This window comes from Microbacterium sp. NPDC090281 (assembly GCF_044769635.1).
Classification (GTDB): domain Bacteria; phylum Actinomycetota; class Actinomycetes; order Actinomycetales; family Microbacteriaceae; genus Microbacterium.
The window spans coordinates 2,863,858-2,881,159 of the sequence record NZ_JBIVYH010000001.1 but is presented as its reverse complement, the minus strand read 5'-3'; the positions used below and the strand labels follow the sequence as shown (position 1 = coordinate 2,881,159).

General features: G+C 66.7%; 19 protein-coding genes. All 19 read left to right on the top strand.

The window, feature by feature from the left end; genetic code table 11:
* The 19 genes from murF to ACIQTX_RS13770 all read left to right on the top strand — a co-directional run bounded on the left by murF (position 1) and on the right by ACIQTX_RS13770 (position 17,284).
* The gene (gene murF, locus ACIQTX_RS13860; protein WP_402972824.1) at positions 1–1,413 is read left to right on the top strand and encodes a UDP-N-acetylmuramoyl-tripeptide--D-alanyl-D-alanine ligase; all 1,413 of its coding nucleotides are present in this window, start codon (positions 1–3) and stop codon (positions 1,411–1,413) included.
* Positions 1,410–2,516 (top strand): phospho-N-acetylmuramoyl-pentapeptide-transferase, encoded by a 1,107-nt coding sequence (gene mraY, locus ACIQTX_RS13855; RefSeq protein WP_105525714.1) that lies wholly within the window; start codon positions 1,410–1,412, stop codon positions 2,514–2,516. The genes murF and mraY overlap by 4 nt, the downstream gene beginning before the upstream one ends.
* Entirely contained in the window at positions 2,488–4,041 is a 1,554-nt protein-coding gene (murD, locus tag ACIQTX_RS13850; protein ID WP_402972821.1) for a UDP-N-acetylmuramoyl-L-alanine--D-glutamate ligase, read from the top strand. The genes mraY and murD overlap by 29 nt, the downstream gene beginning before the upstream one ends.
* Positions 4,010–5,215 (top strand): putative lipid II flippase FtsW, encoded by a 1,206-nt coding sequence (gene ftsW / locus ACIQTX_RS13845; protein WP_105525716.1) that lies wholly within the window; start codon positions 4,010–4,012, stop codon positions 5,213–5,215. The genes murD and ftsW overlap by 32 nt, the downstream gene beginning before the upstream one ends.
* Positions 5,212–6,288 carry a UDP-N-acetylglucosamine--N-acetylmuramyl-(pentapeptide) pyrophosphoryl-undecaprenol N-acetylglucosamine transferase gene (locus ACIQTX_RS13840; RefSeq protein WP_402972819.1) on the top strand — a complete coding sequence of 359 codons (1,077 nt, stop codon included), beginning with the start codon at positions 5,212–5,214 and terminating at the stop codon, positions 6,286–6,288. Before ftsW ends, ACIQTX_RS13840 begins: the two co-directional genes overlap by 4 nt.
* A gap of 40 nt (positions 6,289–6,328) precedes the next feature.
* On the top strand, positions 6,329–7,729 hold the full coding sequence (murC, locus tag ACIQTX_RS13835) for a UDP-N-acetylmuramate--L-alanine ligase (protein WP_402972817.1): 1,401 nt from the start codon (positions 6,329–6,331) through the stop codon (positions 7,727–7,729).
* Between the two features lie 3 nt (positions 7,730–7,732).
* Positions 7,733–8,665: an FtsQ-type POTRA domain-containing protein gene (locus ACIQTX_RS13830; RefSeq protein WP_402972815.1), complete on the top strand. Its 933-nt coding sequence runs from the start codon at positions 7,733–7,735 to the stop codon at positions 8,663–8,665.
* 165 nt (positions 8,666–8,830) lie between these two features.
* Entirely contained in the window at positions 8,831–9,973 is a 1,143-nt protein-coding gene (ftsZ, locus tag ACIQTX_RS13825; RefSeq protein ID WP_028501520.1) for a cell division protein FtsZ, read from the top strand.
* A complete protein-coding gene (locus tag ACIQTX_RS13820) occupies positions 9,970–10,677 on the top strand; it encodes a YggS family pyridoxal phosphate-dependent enzyme (protein ID WP_402972812.1) in 708 nt (235 codons plus the stop codon). The genes ftsZ and ACIQTX_RS13820 overlap by 4 nt, the downstream gene beginning before the upstream one ends.
* Before the next feature lie 42 nt (positions 10,678–10,719).
* Complete coding sequence (locus ACIQTX_RS13815; protein ID WP_028501522.1) at positions 10,720–11,199, top strand: cell division protein SepF; 480 nt, start codon at positions 10,720–10,722, stop codon at positions 11,197–11,199.
* Between the two features lie 3 nt (positions 11,200–11,202).
* A complete protein-coding gene (locus ACIQTX_RS13810; RefSeq protein ID WP_402972810.1) occupies positions 11,203–11,502 on the top strand; it encodes a YggT family protein in 300 nt (99 codons plus the stop codon).
* A 181-nt stretch (positions 11,503–11,683) separates the two neighbouring features.
* The gene (locus tag ACIQTX_RS13805) at positions 11,684–12,277 is read left to right on the top strand and encodes a DivIVA domain-containing protein (RefSeq protein WP_028501524.1); all 594 of its coding nucleotides are present in this window, start codon (positions 11,684–11,686) and stop codon (positions 12,275–12,277) included.
* A gap of 9 nt (positions 12,278–12,286) precedes the next feature.
* Entirely contained in the window at positions 12,287–12,967 is a 681-nt protein-coding gene (gene lspA / locus ACIQTX_RS13800) for a signal peptidase II (protein ID WP_402972808.1), read from the top strand.
* A gap of 2 nt (positions 12,968–12,969) precedes the next feature.
* Positions 12,970–13,890 carry an RluA family pseudouridine synthase gene (locus tag ACIQTX_RS13795; protein WP_028501525.1) on the top strand — a complete coding sequence of 307 codons (921 nt, stop codon included), beginning with the start codon at positions 12,970–12,972 and terminating at the stop codon, positions 13,888–13,890.
* 48 nt (positions 13,891–13,938) lie between these two features.
* The gene (locus tag ACIQTX_RS13790; protein WP_402972805.1) at positions 13,939–14,538 is read left to right on the top strand and encodes a GNAT family N-acetyltransferase; all 600 of its coding nucleotides are present in this window, start codon (positions 13,939–13,941) and stop codon (positions 14,536–14,538) included.
* A gap of 31 nt (positions 14,539–14,569) precedes the next feature.
* Positions 14,570–15,160, top strand: coding sequence for an RNA polymerase sigma factor (locus ACIQTX_RS13785; RefSeq protein ID WP_402972803.1), 591 nt, complete (start codon positions 14,570–14,572; stop codon positions 15,158–15,160).
* Entirely contained in the window at positions 15,147–16,283 is a 1,137-nt protein-coding gene (locus ACIQTX_RS13780; protein ID WP_402972801.1) for a hypothetical protein, read from the top strand. Before ACIQTX_RS13785 ends, ACIQTX_RS13780 begins: the two co-directional genes overlap by 14 nt.
* Before the next feature lie 40 nt (positions 16,284–16,323).
* On the top strand, positions 16,324–16,476 hold the full coding sequence (locus ACIQTX_RS13775) for a hypothetical protein (protein ID WP_402972799.1): 153 nt from the start codon (positions 16,324–16,326) through the stop codon (positions 16,474–16,476).
* Between the two features lie 532 nt (positions 16,477–17,008).
* Entirely contained in the window at positions 17,009–17,284 is a 276-nt protein-coding gene (locus ACIQTX_RS13770) for a hypothetical protein (protein WP_402972797.1), read from the top strand.
* The last annotated feature ends 18 nt before the right edge of the window (positions 17,285–17,302 follow it).

Here is a 17,302-nt window from a genome sequence, read left to right as displayed (position 1 = left end):
ATGATCGCCCTGACGCTCGCTGAGATCACTGCCGCAGTCGGCGGTGATCTGCGCGTGGCCGGAGAAGATACGACCGAAACCGTTGTCGACGGTCTCGTCGACACCGACTCGCGAACGATGGGTCCCGGCTCGATCTTCGTGGCCAAGCCCGGAGCCGAGACCGACGGGCACAGGTTCGTCGGCTCGGCCGTTGCCGCGGGAGCCGTGCTGGCGATCGTCGAGCATCCGGTCGACGTCGCCGTCACCCAGATCGTCGTGCCCGACGCGGTCGCAGCTCTCGGAGCACTCGCCAGAGAGGTCGTCGCACGCGTCCGTGCCGGTGGCGCGCTCCGCATCGTCGGCATCACCGGATCGAACGGCAAGACCACCACCAAGAACTTCCTCGCGCGCATCCTCGAGGGAGAAGGCGAGACCGTCGCCCCCGTGAAGTCGTTCAACAACGAGGTCGGCGCTCCTGTCACCATGCTGCGCGTCACCGAGAGCACCCGATTCCTCGTGAGCGAGTTCGGAGCCGCGGCGCCGGGGAGCATCGCTCACCTCGCAGGCCTCGTCGAGCCGGATCTCGCCGTCGTGCTGATGGTCGGCATGGCGCACGCCGGGGGATTCGGCGGGATCGAGGCGACGGCGAAAGCGAAGGCCGAACTCGTCGACGCAGCCCGGGTGCCCGGAACCGCAGTGCTCAACGTCGATGACCCCAGGGTCGCCGCCATGCGCGAAATCGCGGACTCTCGCGGACTGAGCACGGTCGGCTTCGGCCAGGGCCCCACGGCCGACGTTCGTGCGCACGACATCGAGGTATCGGCCTCCGGCACGTCGTGCATCATCGAAGCGGCCGGACAACGGCTGCCCCTGCGACTGCGCGTGCTCGGTGCGCACCACGTGTCCAACGCGCTGGCTGCGATCGCCGCGGCGCTCGTGCTCGGTGTCGCTCTCGCCGACGCGGTCGCGCGCCTGGAAACGGTCGAGATCGCCGAGCGGTGGCGCATGCAGCCCTTGGGCAGCGATCGCGTGCGAATCATCAACGACGCCTACAACGCCAGCCCGGATTCGATGGCTGCTGCTCTGCGTACGCTCGCACAGATCACGGGACCGACGGAGCGCACGGTCGCGGTCCTCGGCGCCATGAGCGAACTCGGGGAGAGTGCGGGGGAGGAGCACGATCGGATCGGGCTGCTCGCCGTGCGTCTCAACATCCAGCGAATCGTCGTGGTCGGCCCCGAGGCGAGGCGGCTCTATCTCGCGGCGGTCGGCGAGGGCTCCTGGGACAGTGAGGCCGTGCATCTGCCTGACCAGGATGCGGCGTTCGAGTATCTTCGCACCGAACTCCGCGACGGCGACCGTGTGCTCGTGAAGTCATCCAATTCCGTGGGCCTGCGGCATCTCGGCGATCGTCTGGGAGAATTGTTCTCGTGAGGTCACTCATCATGTCGGCGGCGATCTCGCTCGCCTTCACTCTGTTCCTGACTCCCGTCTTCCTCCGGCTCTTCCGGAAGTGGGGCTGGGGGCAGGTCATCCGCACCCCGGAATCCGTGCACAACCCGAGCCATGAGGCGAAGCGGGGCACCCCCACGATGGGGGGCGTCATCTTCATCCTCGGCTCCATCGTCGGATACTTCACCGGAGTGTTCGTGAGCGGCGAGGTGCCTGCTCTCTCCGCCCTCCTGGTGATCTGGCTGATGGTCGGCTTCGGTGCCGTCGGATTCATCGACGACTACATGAAGGTGCGCAGTCAGCGCAGCCTCGGGCTGTCCGGTTGGCGCAAGGTGATCGGCCAGCTGCTGGTCATCATCCCGTTCGGGATCGTGGCGCTGAACTCTCCGAACAAGTGGGGGCAGACACCCGCGAGCGCTTCCATCTCGCTCTTCCGGGACATCACCTGGCTCAACCTCTTCGCGTTCGGCGTCGTCCTCGGCTGGATCCTGTACCTGGTGTGGATCTCGATCATCGGCGTCGCGACCTCGAACAGCGTGAATCTGACCGATGGGCTCGACGGCCTCGCCGCCGGCGCCGGTGTCATCGTCGTCGGTGCTTACAGCGTGATCGCGTTCTGGCAGTTCAAGCAGCCCTGCATCGGCGGGGATCCCGACGCACTCGGCGGGTGCTACGAAGTGCGGGATCCGTTCAACCTCGCCATCATCGCCGCCTCGGTCGCGGCCGCCCTCATCGGCTTCCTGTGGTGGAACGCGCCGAAGGCCAAGGTCTTCATGGGCGACGTCGGTTCGATGGCGATCGGCGGTGTCATCACGGCGATGGCGATCCTCACCCGCACCGAGCTCCTGCTTCTCGTGATGGCCGGCGTCTTCGTCCTGTCCTCCGGCTCGGTCATCCTGCAGCGCGCCTACTTCAAGATCACCCGCGGCAAGCGGCTGTTCCTGATGAGCCCGTTCCACCATCACCTCGAGATGCGCGGATGGTCCGAGGTGACGATCGTCGTGCGGATGTGGATCATCGCGGGCCTGCTCGCGGTCTCGGCCGTCGGGCTCTTCTATGTCGAATGGCTCACCCGTGTCGACTGATCGACTCGCCGGACTCACGAGCTGGAACGCCGATTGGAGCGGCCTGCGCGTCGCCGTGCTCGGTCTCTCCATGACGGGTTTCTCGGTGGCTGACACCCTGGCTGAGCTCGGCGCCGACGTCTTGGTGCTCAGCGAATCGGCCAAGGAGGAGTACGAGCGACTCCTCCCTGTGATCGGTGCCCGGCTGGAGCTGGGCTCGCTCACCGAGGCGCCGACCGCTCTCATCGACTTCGCCCCCGAGGTGGTTATCGCCTCTCCGGGGTTCCCGCCGTCGCATCCGCTCATCCGCTGGGCGCAGGACTCAGGTGTCGCGATCTGGGGCGACGTCGAACTCGCCTGGCGCGTTCGTGACAAGGTCGTCCGCACCGACGGGACGCCGGCTGACTGGGTGCTCATCACCGGCACCAACGGGAAGACCACGACGACCCAGCTGACGGCGACGCTGCTCGTCGAGGGCGGGTTGCGTGCAGCACCGTGCGGCAACATCGGGGTACCGGTTCTCGATGCCGTGCGCGATCCCGCGGGCTTCGACGTCCTCGTCGTCGAGCTCTCGAGCCATCAGCTCTGGTACCTCGGACAGTCCCGACCCGAGGGAGAGCTCTTCCCCTACGCCTCCGTGTGCCTCAACCTCGCGGACGACCACCTCGTCTGGCACGGAAGCGCCGAGGCCTATCGTGACGCGAAGGCAGTGGTGTATCGGAACACCCGCATCGCGTGCGTCTACAACAAGGCCGACGAGGCCACCCGGCGGATGGTCGAGGAGGCGGAGGTCGTCGAGGGCGCCCGTGCGATCGGCTTCGATCTCGGCATCCCCGGCCCCAGCGACATCGGCGTGGTGGAGGGGCTGATCGTCGATCGGGCCTTCCTCGACGACCGTGCGCGCAGCGCCCTCGAACTGACGACCGTCGCCGACCTCGATGCCGCAGGACTCGCCGCTCCCCACATCGTGCAGAACATCCTCGCCGCCAGCGCCCTGGCGCGCTCTCTCGGTGTCGAGCCGGAAGCGATCCATGCGGCGCTGCAGTCGTTCCGCCTCGGTGAACATCGCATACAGGTCATCGCGCGGCATCGGGGCATCACCTGGGTAGACGACTCCAAGGCGACGAACCCGCATGCTGCCGCGTCTTCGCTGCGGGCGTATCCCGGCGCCGTGTGGGTCGTCGGAGGCGACCTGAAGGGCGTCGACATCGCAGACCTCGTCGCGGACGTCGGTACCACCGCGCGCGCGGCCGTCGTGATCGGCGTCGAGCGCGCCACTGTCGTCACGGCATTCCAGCGACACGCGCCCGGGGTGCCGGTGTTCGAGGTGGATGCTGGCGAGACTGGACAGGTCATGAACCGTGTCGTGGAGATCGCCGCGGGGATCGTCGACGACGGGGGCACAGTTCTGCTGGCTCCGGCGGCGGCATCCTTCGACCAGTTCTCCAGCTACGCGGATCGCGGCCATCGCTTCGCCGAGGCGGTGCGGGAGTGGATCGACCGGGGGAGCGCCGATGACACAGGTATCCCGCCCTCCGCGCTCTGAGTCGGGCGGCCTCGCGGCCAGGGTCTCACTGGGACGCCGGTTCACCCCGGTGTCGACCGAGTTCCTGCTCATCGCGTCTACCGCACTGCTGCTCACCCTCTTCGGCCTCGTGATGGTGCTCTCCGCCACCAGCGCGACCGCCGTCGCCAAGGGGGTGAACCCCATGGACGGCGTACTCCGCCAGGGTGTGTTCGCGCTGCTCGGCATCCCGCTGATGTTCCTGATCAGCCGTCTGCCCGTCGACTTCCTCAAGAAGATGGCGTGGCCGGCGCTGTTCGGCGCCGTCGCCCTGCAGATGCTCGTGTTCACGCCGTTGGGGATCGAAGACGGCGGAAACCGGAACTGGGTGAAGATCGCGGGCTTCACCCTGCAGCCCTCCGAGTTCCTCAAGCTCGCGCTCGCGCTCTGGATCGCTGCGGTCCTGTTGCGCAAGCGCACGATGCTCGGCACCTGGCATCACGTGTTCATCCCCGTGATCCCGGTCGGTGCGCTCGCGATCGGCACCGTGCTCGCCGGAAAAGACCTCGGCACCGCGATGGTGCTGGTGCTCATCCTTCTCGGCTGCCTCTTCTTCTCCGGGGTCAAGCTCCGCCTGTTCATCATCCCGCTGATCCTCGGTGTCGTCGCGGTGCTCGCCTACGCACTCTCGAGCGAGGACCGGATGCGGCGCATCACGGCGACCTGCGACAACATGGCGCTGTACTACACCGACTGCTACCAGTCGATCCACGGGATCTGGGGGATGGCCACCGGTGGCATCTTCGGGCTCGGACTCGGCAACTCGCAGGAGAAGTACGGCTGGCTCCCCGCGGCAGGCAACGACTTCATCTTCGCGATCGTCGGTGAGGAGCTCGGCCTGATCGGGTGCATCGTGGTGCTCGCCCTGTTCACGTTCTTCACGATCGGCGCGTTCCACATCATCCGCAAGACGCCGGATCCCTTCATCCGGGTCGCGGCCGGCGGCATCACCGTGTGGATCGTCGGTCAGGCCGTGATGAACGTCGGCGTCGTCATCGGTCTCTTCCCCGTGATGGGCGTCCCGCTTCCGTTCATGTCCCAGGGCGGCACCGCGCTGCTCGCCGTGCTCATAGCGTGCGGCGTGCTCCTCGCATTCGCGCGCACGATTCCTGTGGTCGAGAAGCAGCCAGCCGAGCGAGGTAGGGTCGCCAAGTGACCTCGTATCTCCTCGCCGGCGGTGGCACCGCCGGCCATGTGAACCCCCTGCTCGCCGTCGCGGATGGCCTCCGCGCGCGTGATGCCGACGCTTCCGTGCTCGTGCTCGGGACGGCCGAGGGACTGGAGTCCCGTCTGGTCCCCGCGCGCGGCTACGAACTCCTGATCGTCGACAAGGTGCCGTTCCCTCGGCGTCCGAACAGACAGGCGATGTCCTTCCCCGGGCGATTCCGTCGTGCTATCGCCCAGGTACGCGAGCACATCCGTCGGCACGGCATCGACGTGGTCGTCGGCTTCGGGGGATACGCCTCCGCGCCGGCCTACGTGGCCGCCCGGCGTGAGGGTGTTCCGTTCGTGGTACACGAGGCCAACGCCAAGCCGGGACTGGCGAATGTTCTCGGTGCACGCCGTGCAGCCGCAGTGGGCGTCGCCTTCGAGGGCACCCCGCTTCGCGGCGGCGAGGTGGTCGGCATGCCATTGCGACAGGAAGTGATCGCTCTCGACCGCGCGGCGTCGCGTGCGGAGGCGGCCGAGTACTTCGGCCTCGACGCCGACCGCCCGGTCTTGCTCGTCTTCGGCGGCTCCCTCGGTGCGCAGCGTCTCAACGACGCCTTCGCCGATGCCTGGCGGGACGTCCTGGACGCCGGATGGCAGCTTCTGCACGTGACGGGCGAACGCAGCGACCTCGCCGACCCCGGTGTCGCCGGCTATTCGCTGCATCGCTATGTCGACCGCATGGATCTGGCCTTCGCCCTGGCCGATCTGATCGTGTCCCGCTCGGGGGCGGCGACCGTGAGCGAGATCAGCGCCCTCGGGATCCCTGCGCTCTATGTGCCGTACTCGGTGGGAAACGGCGAGCAGCGGCTGAACGCCGCATCGGCAGTCGCTGCGGGAGCGGCCGAGCTCCTCGACGACGCCACCTTCGACGGCGACGCTGTGCGCCGCATCGTGGCCCCCCTGCTGGGCGACCGCGCACGCATCGCACGGATGGCCGCAGCAGCCGAGACCGCCGGAACCCGCAGTGGCACCGAGAACGTCATCACCCTCATCGACCGCGCACTCGTCGCCGCCTGACGCAGTCGACGAGACGGAAGAAAAGTAGACTGAAGCGGACATGATCAGACCCGACCTCTCCCTCCCCATTCCCGAGACGATCACCTCTGCGCACTTCATCGGCGTCGGCGGTTCCGGTATGAGTGGTCTCGCGAAGATGTTCCTCGACGCAGGTATCCGCGTCTCCGGCAGCGACCGCGCCGACAGCGACAACCTGCGTGCGCTGGCCGCAGCGGGGGCGACAGTCCATGTCGGCCACGATGCGGCCTACCTCGGCGATGCAGACACGGTCGTGCACACCGGAGCGATCTGGCCGGAGAATCCCGAGTTCGTGACCGCGAAGGACCGGGGGCTCCATGTGATCCACCGTTCTCAGGCGCTGCACTGGCTGATCGGCTCCCGTCGACTGGTCTCGGTCGCAGGCGCGCACGGAAAGACCACTTCGACGGGCATGATCGTCACCGCGTTGCGCGAACTCGGCGCTGATCCACACTTCGTCAACGGTGGAGTGATCGAGCAGCTCGGCACCTCGAGCGCGACGGGTTCAGGCGATCTGTTCGTCATCGAGGCCGACGAATCCGATGGAACCTTCCTGCTGTACGACACTGCGGTCGCGCTGATCACGAACGTCGACCCCGACCACCTCGATCACTACGGATCGGATGAAGCCTTCCACCAGGCGTTCGTGCAGTTCGCGGACGCCGCGACAGAGGCCGTGGTGATCTCCAGCGACGACGCGGGGGCGCTGCGTGTCGGCGCCGGTCTCTCGCACCCGAACGTGCTGACCTTCGGTCAGGCTGAGGGAGCCGATGTGCGGGTCACCGACATCCTCGCCGCAGGTCCGGTCGCTGCGACGCTGACGCACGGCGACGAGCAGGCACGGATGCAGCTCGCCGTTCCCGGGGTGCACAACGCCATCAACGCGGCAGGGGCAGTCACGGTGCTGCGGGCGCTCGGCTACCCCCTCGCCGATGCCGTTCGCGCCGTCGAGGGCTTCGCAGGCACCGTACGCCGTCTGGAACAGCACGGCGTCGAGCGCGGTGTCACGGTGTACGACGATTACTCCCACCACCCCACGGAGGTGCGGGCAGCTCTGGAGGCCATGCGCAGCATCGCAGGCTCGGGGCGGATCATCGCGATCCAGCAGCCTCACACCTACTCCCGCACGCAGCACATGTACCAGGAGTTCGCCGACGTCCTCGAGGAGTTCGCGGATCACACCGTGATGCTCGATGTGTACGGAGCTCGCGAAGATCCTGTGCCCGGCGTCACCGGAGAGCTCGTGAGCGGCGCGTTCCGCGACCCATCGCACGTGCACTATGTCGCGGACTGGCAGTCGGCCGCGGATTACACCGCGACCGTCGCACGTGACGGTGACTTTGTCGTCACCCTCGGATGCGGCAACGTCTACCAGATCATCCCGCAGGTCCTGGATTCGCTGCGTCGGACCGACGAGGCATAGCCGATGCGCCGGCCCGCACCGCCTCCGATCACCCCGGAGCGCCCGGGGGAGAAGGAAGCCGCCCCGGCGGGGAAGTCCCGCCAGCGCAGACGCGATGCCGGAGCCGCGGAAGATGCCTCATCGCCTGACGACCAGACGCCGGGAGAGTCACCGGGGGACCATTCAGCGGATGACCCGCAGCCGACATCGACCAGGGATGTCTGGCGAGCAGCCCGCGCCAGACGGAAGGCGCTTCGTGCGGAGATCCGCCGGTTCACGCAGCGATCCCGCCGTCGGCGGATCATCTGGTTGAGCAGCATCGGCGCTGCCCTCCTGCTCATCGGGGGCAGCATCGCCGCGGCGTACAGTCCTCTGTTCGCGGTCCAGAAGATCACCGTCGCCGGTGCGACGAGCCTCGACCCCGCCGCGATCGAGGGTGCCCTCAGCGATCAGCTCGGCACTCCGCTGGCTCTCGTGGACTCCAGCCGGGTGAAAGCTGCGCTGCTGGCCTTCCCCCTCATCGAGACCTATGCGCTCGAAGCTCGACCGCCGCACGATCTGAAGGTACGCATCGTGGAGCGCACCCCTGTCGGTGTCATCCGTTCGGATGCGGGCTACACGCTGGTGGATGCTGCGGGCGTCGCTCTCTCCACCACCTCCGATCAGCCAGCCGGGCAGCCGGTGATAGACGTCGAAGGTGGCGTGGACTCGGAGGCGTTCCGCAGCGCGGGTCTCGTGGTGCGGTCGCTGCCGGCCGATGTCCGAGCCGGGCTCACCGGGGTGCGCGCGACCACGGCGGATGATGTGACGCTCACCCTCAGCAGCGGGCTCACGGTCGTCTGGGGCAGTGCCGAGGAATCCGTCCTCAAGGCCGCTGCCCTCTCCGCGACGATGATCGCGAACCCGGGTGCCGAGACCATCGACGTCACGTCTCCCGACGTGGCCGTCGCCGGCTGACAGCTTTCGCGGGGGAATGGCGCGACACGCCCGTGTCTTCGCGCGTGCGCGGCCGGGCGGCGCTTACCTTCGATCAAAGAGAACGCAATACCGGGAAATACTTTACACCTCTACTTGAGGTTTAAGGTTCGCCCACTTCAAGGCTCGAATAATCGGAGGCCGGCCATGAGCCAGAACCAGAACTACCTCGCCGTGATCAAGGTCGTCGGCGTCGGCGGTGGCGGCGTCAACGCCGTGAATCGCATGATCGATCTCGGTCTCCGTGGAGTCGAGTTCATCGCCGTGAACACCGACGCGCAGGCACTGCTCATGAGCGACGCCGATGTGAAGCTCGATGTGGGCCGTGAGCTCACGCGTGGACTCGGGGCCGGAGCGGATCCGGAGGTGGGCCGTCGCGCTGCGGAGGACCACGCCGAGGAGATCGAGCAGGCCCTGACCGGCGCCGACATGGTCTTCGTGACCGCAGGTGAAGGCGGCGGAACCGGCACCGGAGGCGCTCCCGTGGTCGCGCGGATCGCGAAGTCGATCGGCGCCCTCACCATCGGTGTCGTCACCAAGCCGTTCTCGTTCGAGGGTCGTCGTCGCCAGAGTCAGGCGGAGGCGGGCGTCTCCAAGCTCAAGGAAGAAGTCGACACCCTCATCGTGGTGCCGAACGACCGACTGCTCGAGATCAGCGACCGCGGTATCTCGATGATCGAGGCGTTCGCAACCGCTGACCAGGTACTCCTCGCCGGTGTGCAGGGCATCACCGACCTCATCACGACGCCCGGTCTCATCAACCTCGACTTCGCCGACGTCAAGTCGGTCATGCAGGGCGCGGGTTCCGCGCTCATGGGCATCGGCTCCGCGCGCGGAGCCGACCGTGCGATCAAGGCGGCAGAGCTGGCAGTGGAGTCTCCGCTCCTCGAAGCGAGCATCGAAGGTGCGCACGGCGTGCTGCTGTCGATCCAGGGTGGCTCGAACCTCGGCATCTTCGAGATCCACGATGCCGCTGATCTCGTGAAGGAAGCGGCACACCCCGAGGCGAACATCATCTTCGGTACCGTCATCGACGACACGCTGGGCGACGAGGTGCGGGTGACCGTTATCGCGGCCGGCTTCGACGGCGGAGGACCCTCCCTGCGCCTGGACCCGATGGTCGTCACGCGCCCCTCCACCGCGTCCCTCCCCGAGGTCGCTCTCGCGGATGAAGCGGAGACGGCGAGCGAGAAGGTACAGCCCGAGCCCGTGCAGCAGCGTGTTCCTGCCACCAGCATCGAGCCGGCTTTCGTCGACGATGACATCGACATCCCCGAATTCCTGAAGTGACCCTCCGGGTCGACGCCCAGGTGCCTTCGGCTCTGGCCGCGCGGCTGTCGGCGATCGATGAACGCATCGCCGATGGCGCGCGGGCAGCGCGGCGGGATCCGGGGGAGATCACCCGGATCGTGGTGACCAAGTTCCACCCGGCGTCGCTCGTGCGCGACCTGCACGGTCTCGGCGTGCAGGATGTCGGGGAGAACCGTCAGCAGGAGCTGTCCGCGAAGGAATCAGAGCTCACCGACCTCGACCTGCGCTGGCATTTCATCGGTCAGGGGCAGACCAACAAGGCGGCAGCGATCCGGAGAAGCGCGGACGTCGTGCACTCGGTCGATCGCGGACGATTCGCCGATGCTCTGCACCGGGTGGCTGACGGCGACGATCTGCTCGACGTGCTCGTGCAGATCAACCTCACCGATGATGCGGGTCGTGGGGGAGTCGTGCCCGCAGAGGCTGTCGCCCTCGCGGAGCACGTCCTCACCCTGCCGTCGCTGCGACTCCGCGGGGTCATGGCCGTCGCGCCGCTCGATGAGGAACCCGCCGCTGCTTTCGCCCGTCTGCGCGAGGTCGCCGACAGCATCCTCGCCGTCGAGCCTTCCGCGTCCTGGATCTCTGCCGGGATGACCGGAGACTTCGTCGAGGCGATCGCTGCCGGCGCGACACACCTTCGGATCGGCTCCGCAATCACCGGGCCCCGGCCCGACCGGGGTTAACCTGTGAAAAGACCAGCCCGAACGTTCGAACCGGAGGACACGATGGGTAACCCGCTGAAGAAGACCATGGTGTATCTCGGCCTCGCCGACGAAGAAGAGGTCTACGAGGAGGAGACGCAGGCGCCTGCCCGCGCTCACCGTGAACGTGATCGCGACCGTGATCGTGAGGAGCCGGCACCGGCCCCCGTCACGCCGTTGCGACGCCCCGTCGCCGTCCGCCAGCCGTCTGCAGGAGCCGTGAACGAGATTCTCACCGTCCACCCGAAGCAGTACCGTGATGCGCAGCTGATCGCGGAGAGCTTCCGCGAGGGCATCCCGGTCATCATCAACCTCTCCCAGATGAGCGATGCCGACGCGCGTCGGCTCATCGACTTCGCGAGTGGACTCTCTCTCGGCCTCTACGGCCGGATCGAGCGAGTAACATCGAAGGTGTTCCTGCTCTCGCCGGAGAACATCGCCGTCTCGGGTCACGGGGGCATCGCACACGCAGACGCTGAGTCTGCGGGCTTCGACCAGTCGTAGCCCGTGCAGCTGGTCTCTGTCGCCGCGAGCATCGTCCATCTGGTGCTGCTGCTGTACGTTTTCGTGCTTTTCGCGCGCCTGATCCTGGATTACATTCCGATGTTCAATCGGGAGTGGCGTCCGAAGGGATTCGGCCTGGTCGCCGCTGAGGCCGTCTACACGCTCACCGATCCGCCCATCCGCTTCTTCCGACGGATCATCCCGCCGCTGCGGATCGGCTCCCTCTCCCTCGACTTCGGGTTCACGCTCACTCTGTTGATCGTTCTGATCCTGATGAACGTCGTGGGGCTTTTCATCCGCTGAAATCCCGGCGTGTCTCCTGTGAACACGGCAACGACTTCGCTGACTCTGGGTGTCGCGACATCGCGACGCCAATGCGCGGGGACTATGCTGGCACCCAGGTGCGCGCCCCGGGTTCGCGCCACATCACGACCACGCCATACATCGATACTGGCAATCGAACTCATCGAAAGAGGAGCCACCCATGGCACTTACCCCGGATGACGTCGTCACCAAGCAGTTCCAGCACGTCCGCTTCAAGGACGGCTTCGACCCGGACGAGGTGGACGACTTCCTCGACGAGATCGTCATCGAGTGGCGCAAGGCTCTCGAGGAGAACGTCGAGCTGAAGGCCAAGCTGGCCGCGTACGAGTCCGGTGCTGCTCCTGAAGCCGCCGCTCCCGCCGCCGTCGAGGCTCCGGTTCCCGCCCCCGTCGCCGAGGTTCCTGCGGAGCCCGCTCCGACCGGTTCCGCGACCGCAACCGCCGGCATCATCGAGCTCGCACAGCGTCTGCACGACGAGCACGTCGCCGAAGGTGAGGCCAAGCGCAACGCGCTCATCGCCGAGGCCGAGACCGAGGTCGCTCGTATCCGCACCGAGGCCGAGGCCAAGCAGCGCGAAGAGTCCGCACGTCTGGAGCGCGAGCGCAACACGCTCGAGGCCCGGATCACCGAGCTCCGCAATTTCGAGCGCGACTACCGCTCGCAGCTGCGCGGCTACATCGAGGGCCAGCTCCGTGAACTCGACGAGAAGTCGACGTCCACGGATTCCACCCCCGTTTCCGCGATCGGTCTGTAAGGCGCCCTCTTGTCAGGACGCCGTTCCCTTCGTCGGTCGGCGGCCGGTGCGATCGTTGCGATTCTCGCAGCGCTCGTGCTGGCCGCCGATCAGTTTGTGAAGTACCTCACGGTCGAGAACCTCCCGTACCAGGAGCCGGTTCCGGTCCTGGGTGAGTTCCTTCAGCTGTACTACGTCCGTAACCCCGGTGCCGCGTTCTCCCTCGGCTCCGAGGTCACCTGGATCTTCACGATCGCACTCGCGATCGTCGCCTGTGTGATCGTCTGGAAGGCTTTCGGCATCAAGTCGCGGCTCTGGGCGGTCGTCCTCGGCTGTCTGCTCGGCGGGGTGCTCGGCAATCTCAGCGACCGCCTGTTCCGCGAACCCGGTTTCCCGGTTGGTCACGTGGTCGACATGATCTCGATGCCATGGATGATGCCGGCGATCTTCAACGTGGCCGATATCTTCATCGTGACGGGGATGATCTCGGTCGCACTCCTGGTTGTCTTCGGCCTTCGCTTCGACGGCACACGCGAGCGCGATCACGCCGTGGTCGAGACCGAAGAAGAAGCTGAAGCAGCAGCTGTGGCGGCCGTTTCAGCGACTGAGGCCGACGATGATGCAGTGGACGCCGATGATTCCGCTGGCTTCCGCTCGAAAGACGACGACGCGCCTTCGGAGGATGCGACTCCCGCATCGGAAGGTCGTTGACCGTGGAGTCCCGATCGCTGCCGGTTCCCGACGGCTTGGACGGCACGCGCGTCGACGCGGCGCTGGCGAAACTGATGGGGTTCTCCCGCACGTTCGCCGCTGATGTCGCTGCCGCCGGGGGAGTGCGACTCGACGGCGTGACACTCGACAAATCCGACCGCCTGCGCGGCGGTGGCTGGCTCGACGTCGAATGGCAGCCCAAGGAGGCGCCGAAGATCATCCCGATCGCGGTGCCCGAGCTCGGCATCGTGTACGACGACGACGACATCGTCGTGGTCGACAAGCCGACCGGTGTCGCCGCGCACCCCTCGATCGGTTGGGAGGGACCGACGGTGGTCGGTGCCCTCGCGGCAGCGGGCTTCCGCGTCGCGACCAGTGGTGCCCCGGAGCGCCAGGGAGTCGTGCACCGGCTCGACGTGGGTACCAGCGGGCTCATGGTCGTCGCCAAGTCCGAACACGCGTACACGGTCCTGAAGCAGGCGTTCAAGGATCGCACCGTCGAGAAGATCTATCACGCGGTGGTTCAGGGGCATCCCGACCCACTTGCGGGGACGATCGAGGCGCCGATCGGGCGTCATCCGAACCACTCCTGGAAATTCGCGGTGGTTCCGGACGGGAAGCCTTCGGTAACGCACTACGAGACCCTCGAGGCGTTTCCTGGCGCGTCACTGCTGGAGATCCACCTCGAGACCGGCCGTACGCACCAGATCCGTGTGCACATGGCTGCGCACCGGCATCCGTGCGTCGGCGATCCGCTCTACGGCGCTGATCCGACGATGTCGGCCCGGCTCGGGCTCTCCCGCCAGTGGCTGCACGCGCACAAGCTGGCGTTCGCCCACCCGGCGACGGGAGACTGGATGCAGTTCGAGTCTCCGTATCCCGAAGACTTCCGTCACGCATTGGACGTGTTGCGCGGCGACTGATCCGTGTTTCGCCGACCGGGTGTCGGTGTTGTGCGCGACACTGAGCGCATGACCATCGAGGTTCGCCCTGCGACCGAATTCGACGACGTCGCGACGCTCGTCGGACCGAAGAAGCCGACGTCGAACGTGTGTTTCTGTCTGAGCTATCGGATCGGCAACAAGGAGAATGTGGCGCTGGCGGGCTCAGCCCGTGCTGATCGCGTGCGCGAGCTGTGCCATGAAGATCCGCCACCCGGCGTGATCGCGTATCTCGACGGCGAGCCGGTCGGGTGGGCGGCGGTGCATCCGCGCAACGACACGAGCTTCGCCCGCAACCGGCTGATTCCGCAGGTCGACGAGCTCGACGTGTGGTCGCTGTGGTGCTTTCGCGTGCGACCGGGCTATCGCAAGCAGGGCATCTCTCATGCGCTGATCGACGGAGCAGTGGCTTATGCGAAAGAACGGGGGGCTCCGGCCGTGGAGGGGTACCCGGTCGACAACGGCGGTGAGAAGGTCAATCTGACGATGGCGTACGTCGGAACGCGGTCGTTGTTCGAGAGCGCGGGGTTCGTGAAGGCGGCAGACACCGGGTCTGTCCTGGATGGGTTCCCTCGGGTGTTGATGCGGCTCGATCTGGGGGCATCGCAGAAGTCGACGAAGAAAGCGTGAACCGTTCGGCGGCGCACGGCCAATACATAGCGTGACCACAGACAGCGAGATCATCCACCGATCTCTCCAGCAGCCGGCGATCTTCGCCGAGCTCTTCGATAGACATGCGCGCGCGATCAATGCGTTCGCTACGTATCGGGTCGGCCGGCACTCGGCGGAAGATGTACTCAGCGAGACGTTCCTCGTCGCGTTCCGCCGACGCGCCGACTTCGACACGGACGCCGAATCGGCGTCGCCATGGCTCTTCGGCATCGCGTCCCGCTTGATCCGGAGACACCGTGCGGAGGAAGCGAAGCAGTGGCGGTCGTTCGCGGAATCCATCTCTCGGCAAGACCATTCATCCCTCGGCGGGCTCGAGGATGCCATGGCTCGCGTCGACGCGGAGCGCGATGTCGAGGCGCTCAGGGGGCGGATCGCGGCGCTCGCACCGAAGGACCGGGAGACCCTCTTGCTCTATGCCTGGGAGGGGCTGAGCTACGAGGAAGTCGCGGTGGCCCTCGGGGTGCCCGTGGGCACGGTGCGCTCGCGTTTGAGCCGCGTCCGCAAGCGGTTGGATTCCGCTCGCCGGATCCAGGCATTCGAGAAGCAACAGCAGAAGGGAGAGTCTCTTGGACGCATTTGAGAAGGTAGAGCAGCTCAGGCCCGAGATCGACGCCGCGGACGAGAGCCTCGTCGCTGCGCGTGCACTCCTCATGACCGAGATTCGCGAAGAGCGGCGTCCGGCACGGCGGCGAGCGGCTCGGCGCATCGGGTTCATCGCCGCAGGGGCGCTCGGTGCGGCGGCCGCCGTCACTGCGGGCGTGCTCGTCGTGAGCAGTGTCACCGCACCGGCACCGAGCGTGGTGGCGGTACCCCCGATGGAGCCGCGTCCGACGGTCGTGCCGACCTCTGCTCCTACTCCGACCCCGACGCCCACCCCGGCTACGGCACCGGAAGTGCTACAGGGCGCTGCAAACGCGGCTGCCAGGTTTGCTCCGCCTCCGCTGGGGCCAGGGCAATACCTGCGGCATGGCTGGACACAGGAGTTCCTGGTGACGTTCGACCGGACGCTCGCCGAACAGGGCTTCTCTCCTGGAGACTTCGGAACGCGGGCGACGGCGACGAGCGGTTGGGTCCTCGAAAGCAGCGGGGCCGATTACAGCCCTGCGGATCTCCGCTCTCAGTGGTACCGGGAGACAGGGCCGTACCAGGTGACGAGGATCTTCGGCGACGAGGACCTGGCACGGACGTACTCGGACGAGTTCCTGCAGACTTCCGGACAGGGTCAGCCGTTGTCCCCCGAAGTACCGTGGCTCCCTGAGAGCGCTGCCGAGAACATGCTCTGGTACTTCGACACCATGCCGCGCGATCCGCACGCGATGGTCGCGTGGATCCGGGACTATCAGGGATCTGACCGCGAGGGCTGGGAGGACGGCAAAGTCGGCTGGATGCTCATCGGGCTGCTGTCCTTCAACGTGGGCGACCCCGAGATGCGGGCCGCCATGTATCGTGCACTCAGCCTTCTGCCCGGATCGATGGTCGGGCCGGAGCAGGGCGGGCAGCGTACGATCACGTTCGACTCACAGCTCGCAACGCCCGAGGGCGGTGGGACCTCCCAGACGAGGTACACGGTGACGGTTGAGATGGCGACAGGGCACGTCATGGAGACCACGGAGACCAGTGATGTCGGGCTGGGGATCTTCCCGAGCGATGTCCCCGACACTCGCACGAGCTACGAGGTGAGCATCGTCGACGCGCTGCCATGACCGGCATGAACCGGTTTCCGTTTCTGGAGCGATCTTCAGTGTGATCACGAACAGCGAGACCTTCGAGTGGCAGATTCTCGAGTACGCCGCGCGGTGGACGCAACCGGACGCCACCTCCGACCATCTCGTGCCGAACAGTGTGCCGGACATCCGGATGGCCTACTCGGTGTCAGCGGCGAACTCGCGAATGTAGGCCTGCAGGCTACTTCCAGGGCCCCGGCGCCGACCTCCGGTGTCGGGGCTCCGCCGTAGACTCGAAGGTATGGCATCCGACTCCTTCGTCCCCCTGCACGTGCACGACGCGCGTGCAGGGGTCGATGCTCGTGCCGAGCACGATGCCGTCACCGATTGCCACACCGATGACGGGGCCGGAGGTGCGTCTCGGAGAGGCGAACGCGACAGCGGGGTTCACTCCGCCTGTGCTCGCCCCCGGCCAATATCTGCGGCGAGCGTGGGCGACGGACACAATGGGCGGATGGGTGATCACAGGAGCGGGCGCCGACTACGCTCCTGCCGATCTTCGCTCCCAGTGGTATCAGGAGTGGGGGGCTCCGGTCGCGGGTGGAGTGTACGGCGACCAAGCGCAGGGGCATGCGCGACAGGATGAGGCGATGCAGGCGTATGGGCCAGCGGTAGCGCTTTTCCCGTCGGATGCACCACGGCTTCCCGAGGGTGGTGCCGAAGACGTCCTGTGGTTCTTTGAATCGTTGCCACGTGACCCGGAGATGCGTGCTGCGATGTATCAGGCGCTCAGTCTGCTGTCGGGCTCGACGGGGGGAGCCGAACAAGACGGGGAACGCACCGTCACCTTCGGCTCGCATCTGGGCTCCTCTGCGAGTGCGGAGACATCGCTTCGCCGGTTCACGTTGACGATCGACATGACGACGGGAATCGTGACGGAGACCACGGACACCACCTCCGTCGGCGAGGGACCGATCCCGAGTGGCGTCCCCGACTCTCGGATGGCCTTCGAGATGAGCGTGGTCGACACGCTGCCGTGACCAGTTTCGAACCGTCCT

What these genes read in the sequence shown, in the direction of transcription:
- murD (WP_402972821.1), top strand. Translation starts at nt 2,488, where the DNA reads ATGTCGAATGGCTCACCCGTGTCGACTGATCGACTCGCCGGACTCACG.
- ACIQTX_RS13830 (WP_402972815.1), top strand. Translation starts at nt 7,733, where the DNA reads ATGCGCCGGCCCGCACCGCCTCCGATCACCCCGGAGCGCCCGGGGGAG.
- ftsZ (WP_028501520.1), top strand. Translation starts at nt 8,831, where the DNA reads ATGAGCCAGAACCAGAACTACCTCGCCGTGATCAAGGTCGTCGGCGTC.
- ACIQTX_RS13805 (WP_028501524.1), top strand. Translation starts at nt 11,684, where the DNA reads ATGGCACTTACCCCGGATGACGTCGTCACCAAGCAGTTCCAGCACGTC.
- murC (WP_402972817.1), top strand. Translation starts at nt 6,329, where the DNA reads ATGATCAGACCCGACCTCTCCCTCCCCATTCCCGAGACGATCACCTCT.
- murF (WP_402972824.1), top strand. Translation starts at nt 1, where the DNA reads ATGATCGCCCTGACGCTCGCTGAGATCACTGCCGCAGTCGGCGGTGAT.
- ACIQTX_RS13770 (WP_402972797.1), top strand. Translation starts at nt 17,009, where the DNA reads ATGCGTGCTGCGATGTATCAGGCGCTCAGTCTGCTGTCGGGCTCGACG.
- ftsW (WP_105525716.1), top strand. Translation starts at nt 4,010, where the DNA reads ATGACACAGGTATCCCGCCCTCCGCGCTCTGAGTCGGGCGGCCTCGCG.
- ACIQTX_RS13790 (WP_402972805.1), top strand. Translation starts at nt 13,939, where the DNA reads ATGACCATCGAGGTTCGCCCTGCGACCGAATTCGACGACGTCGCGACG.
- ACIQTX_RS13815 (WP_028501522.1), top strand. Translation starts at nt 10,720, where the DNA reads ATGGGTAACCCGCTGAAGAAGACCATGGTGTATCTCGGCCTCGCCGAC.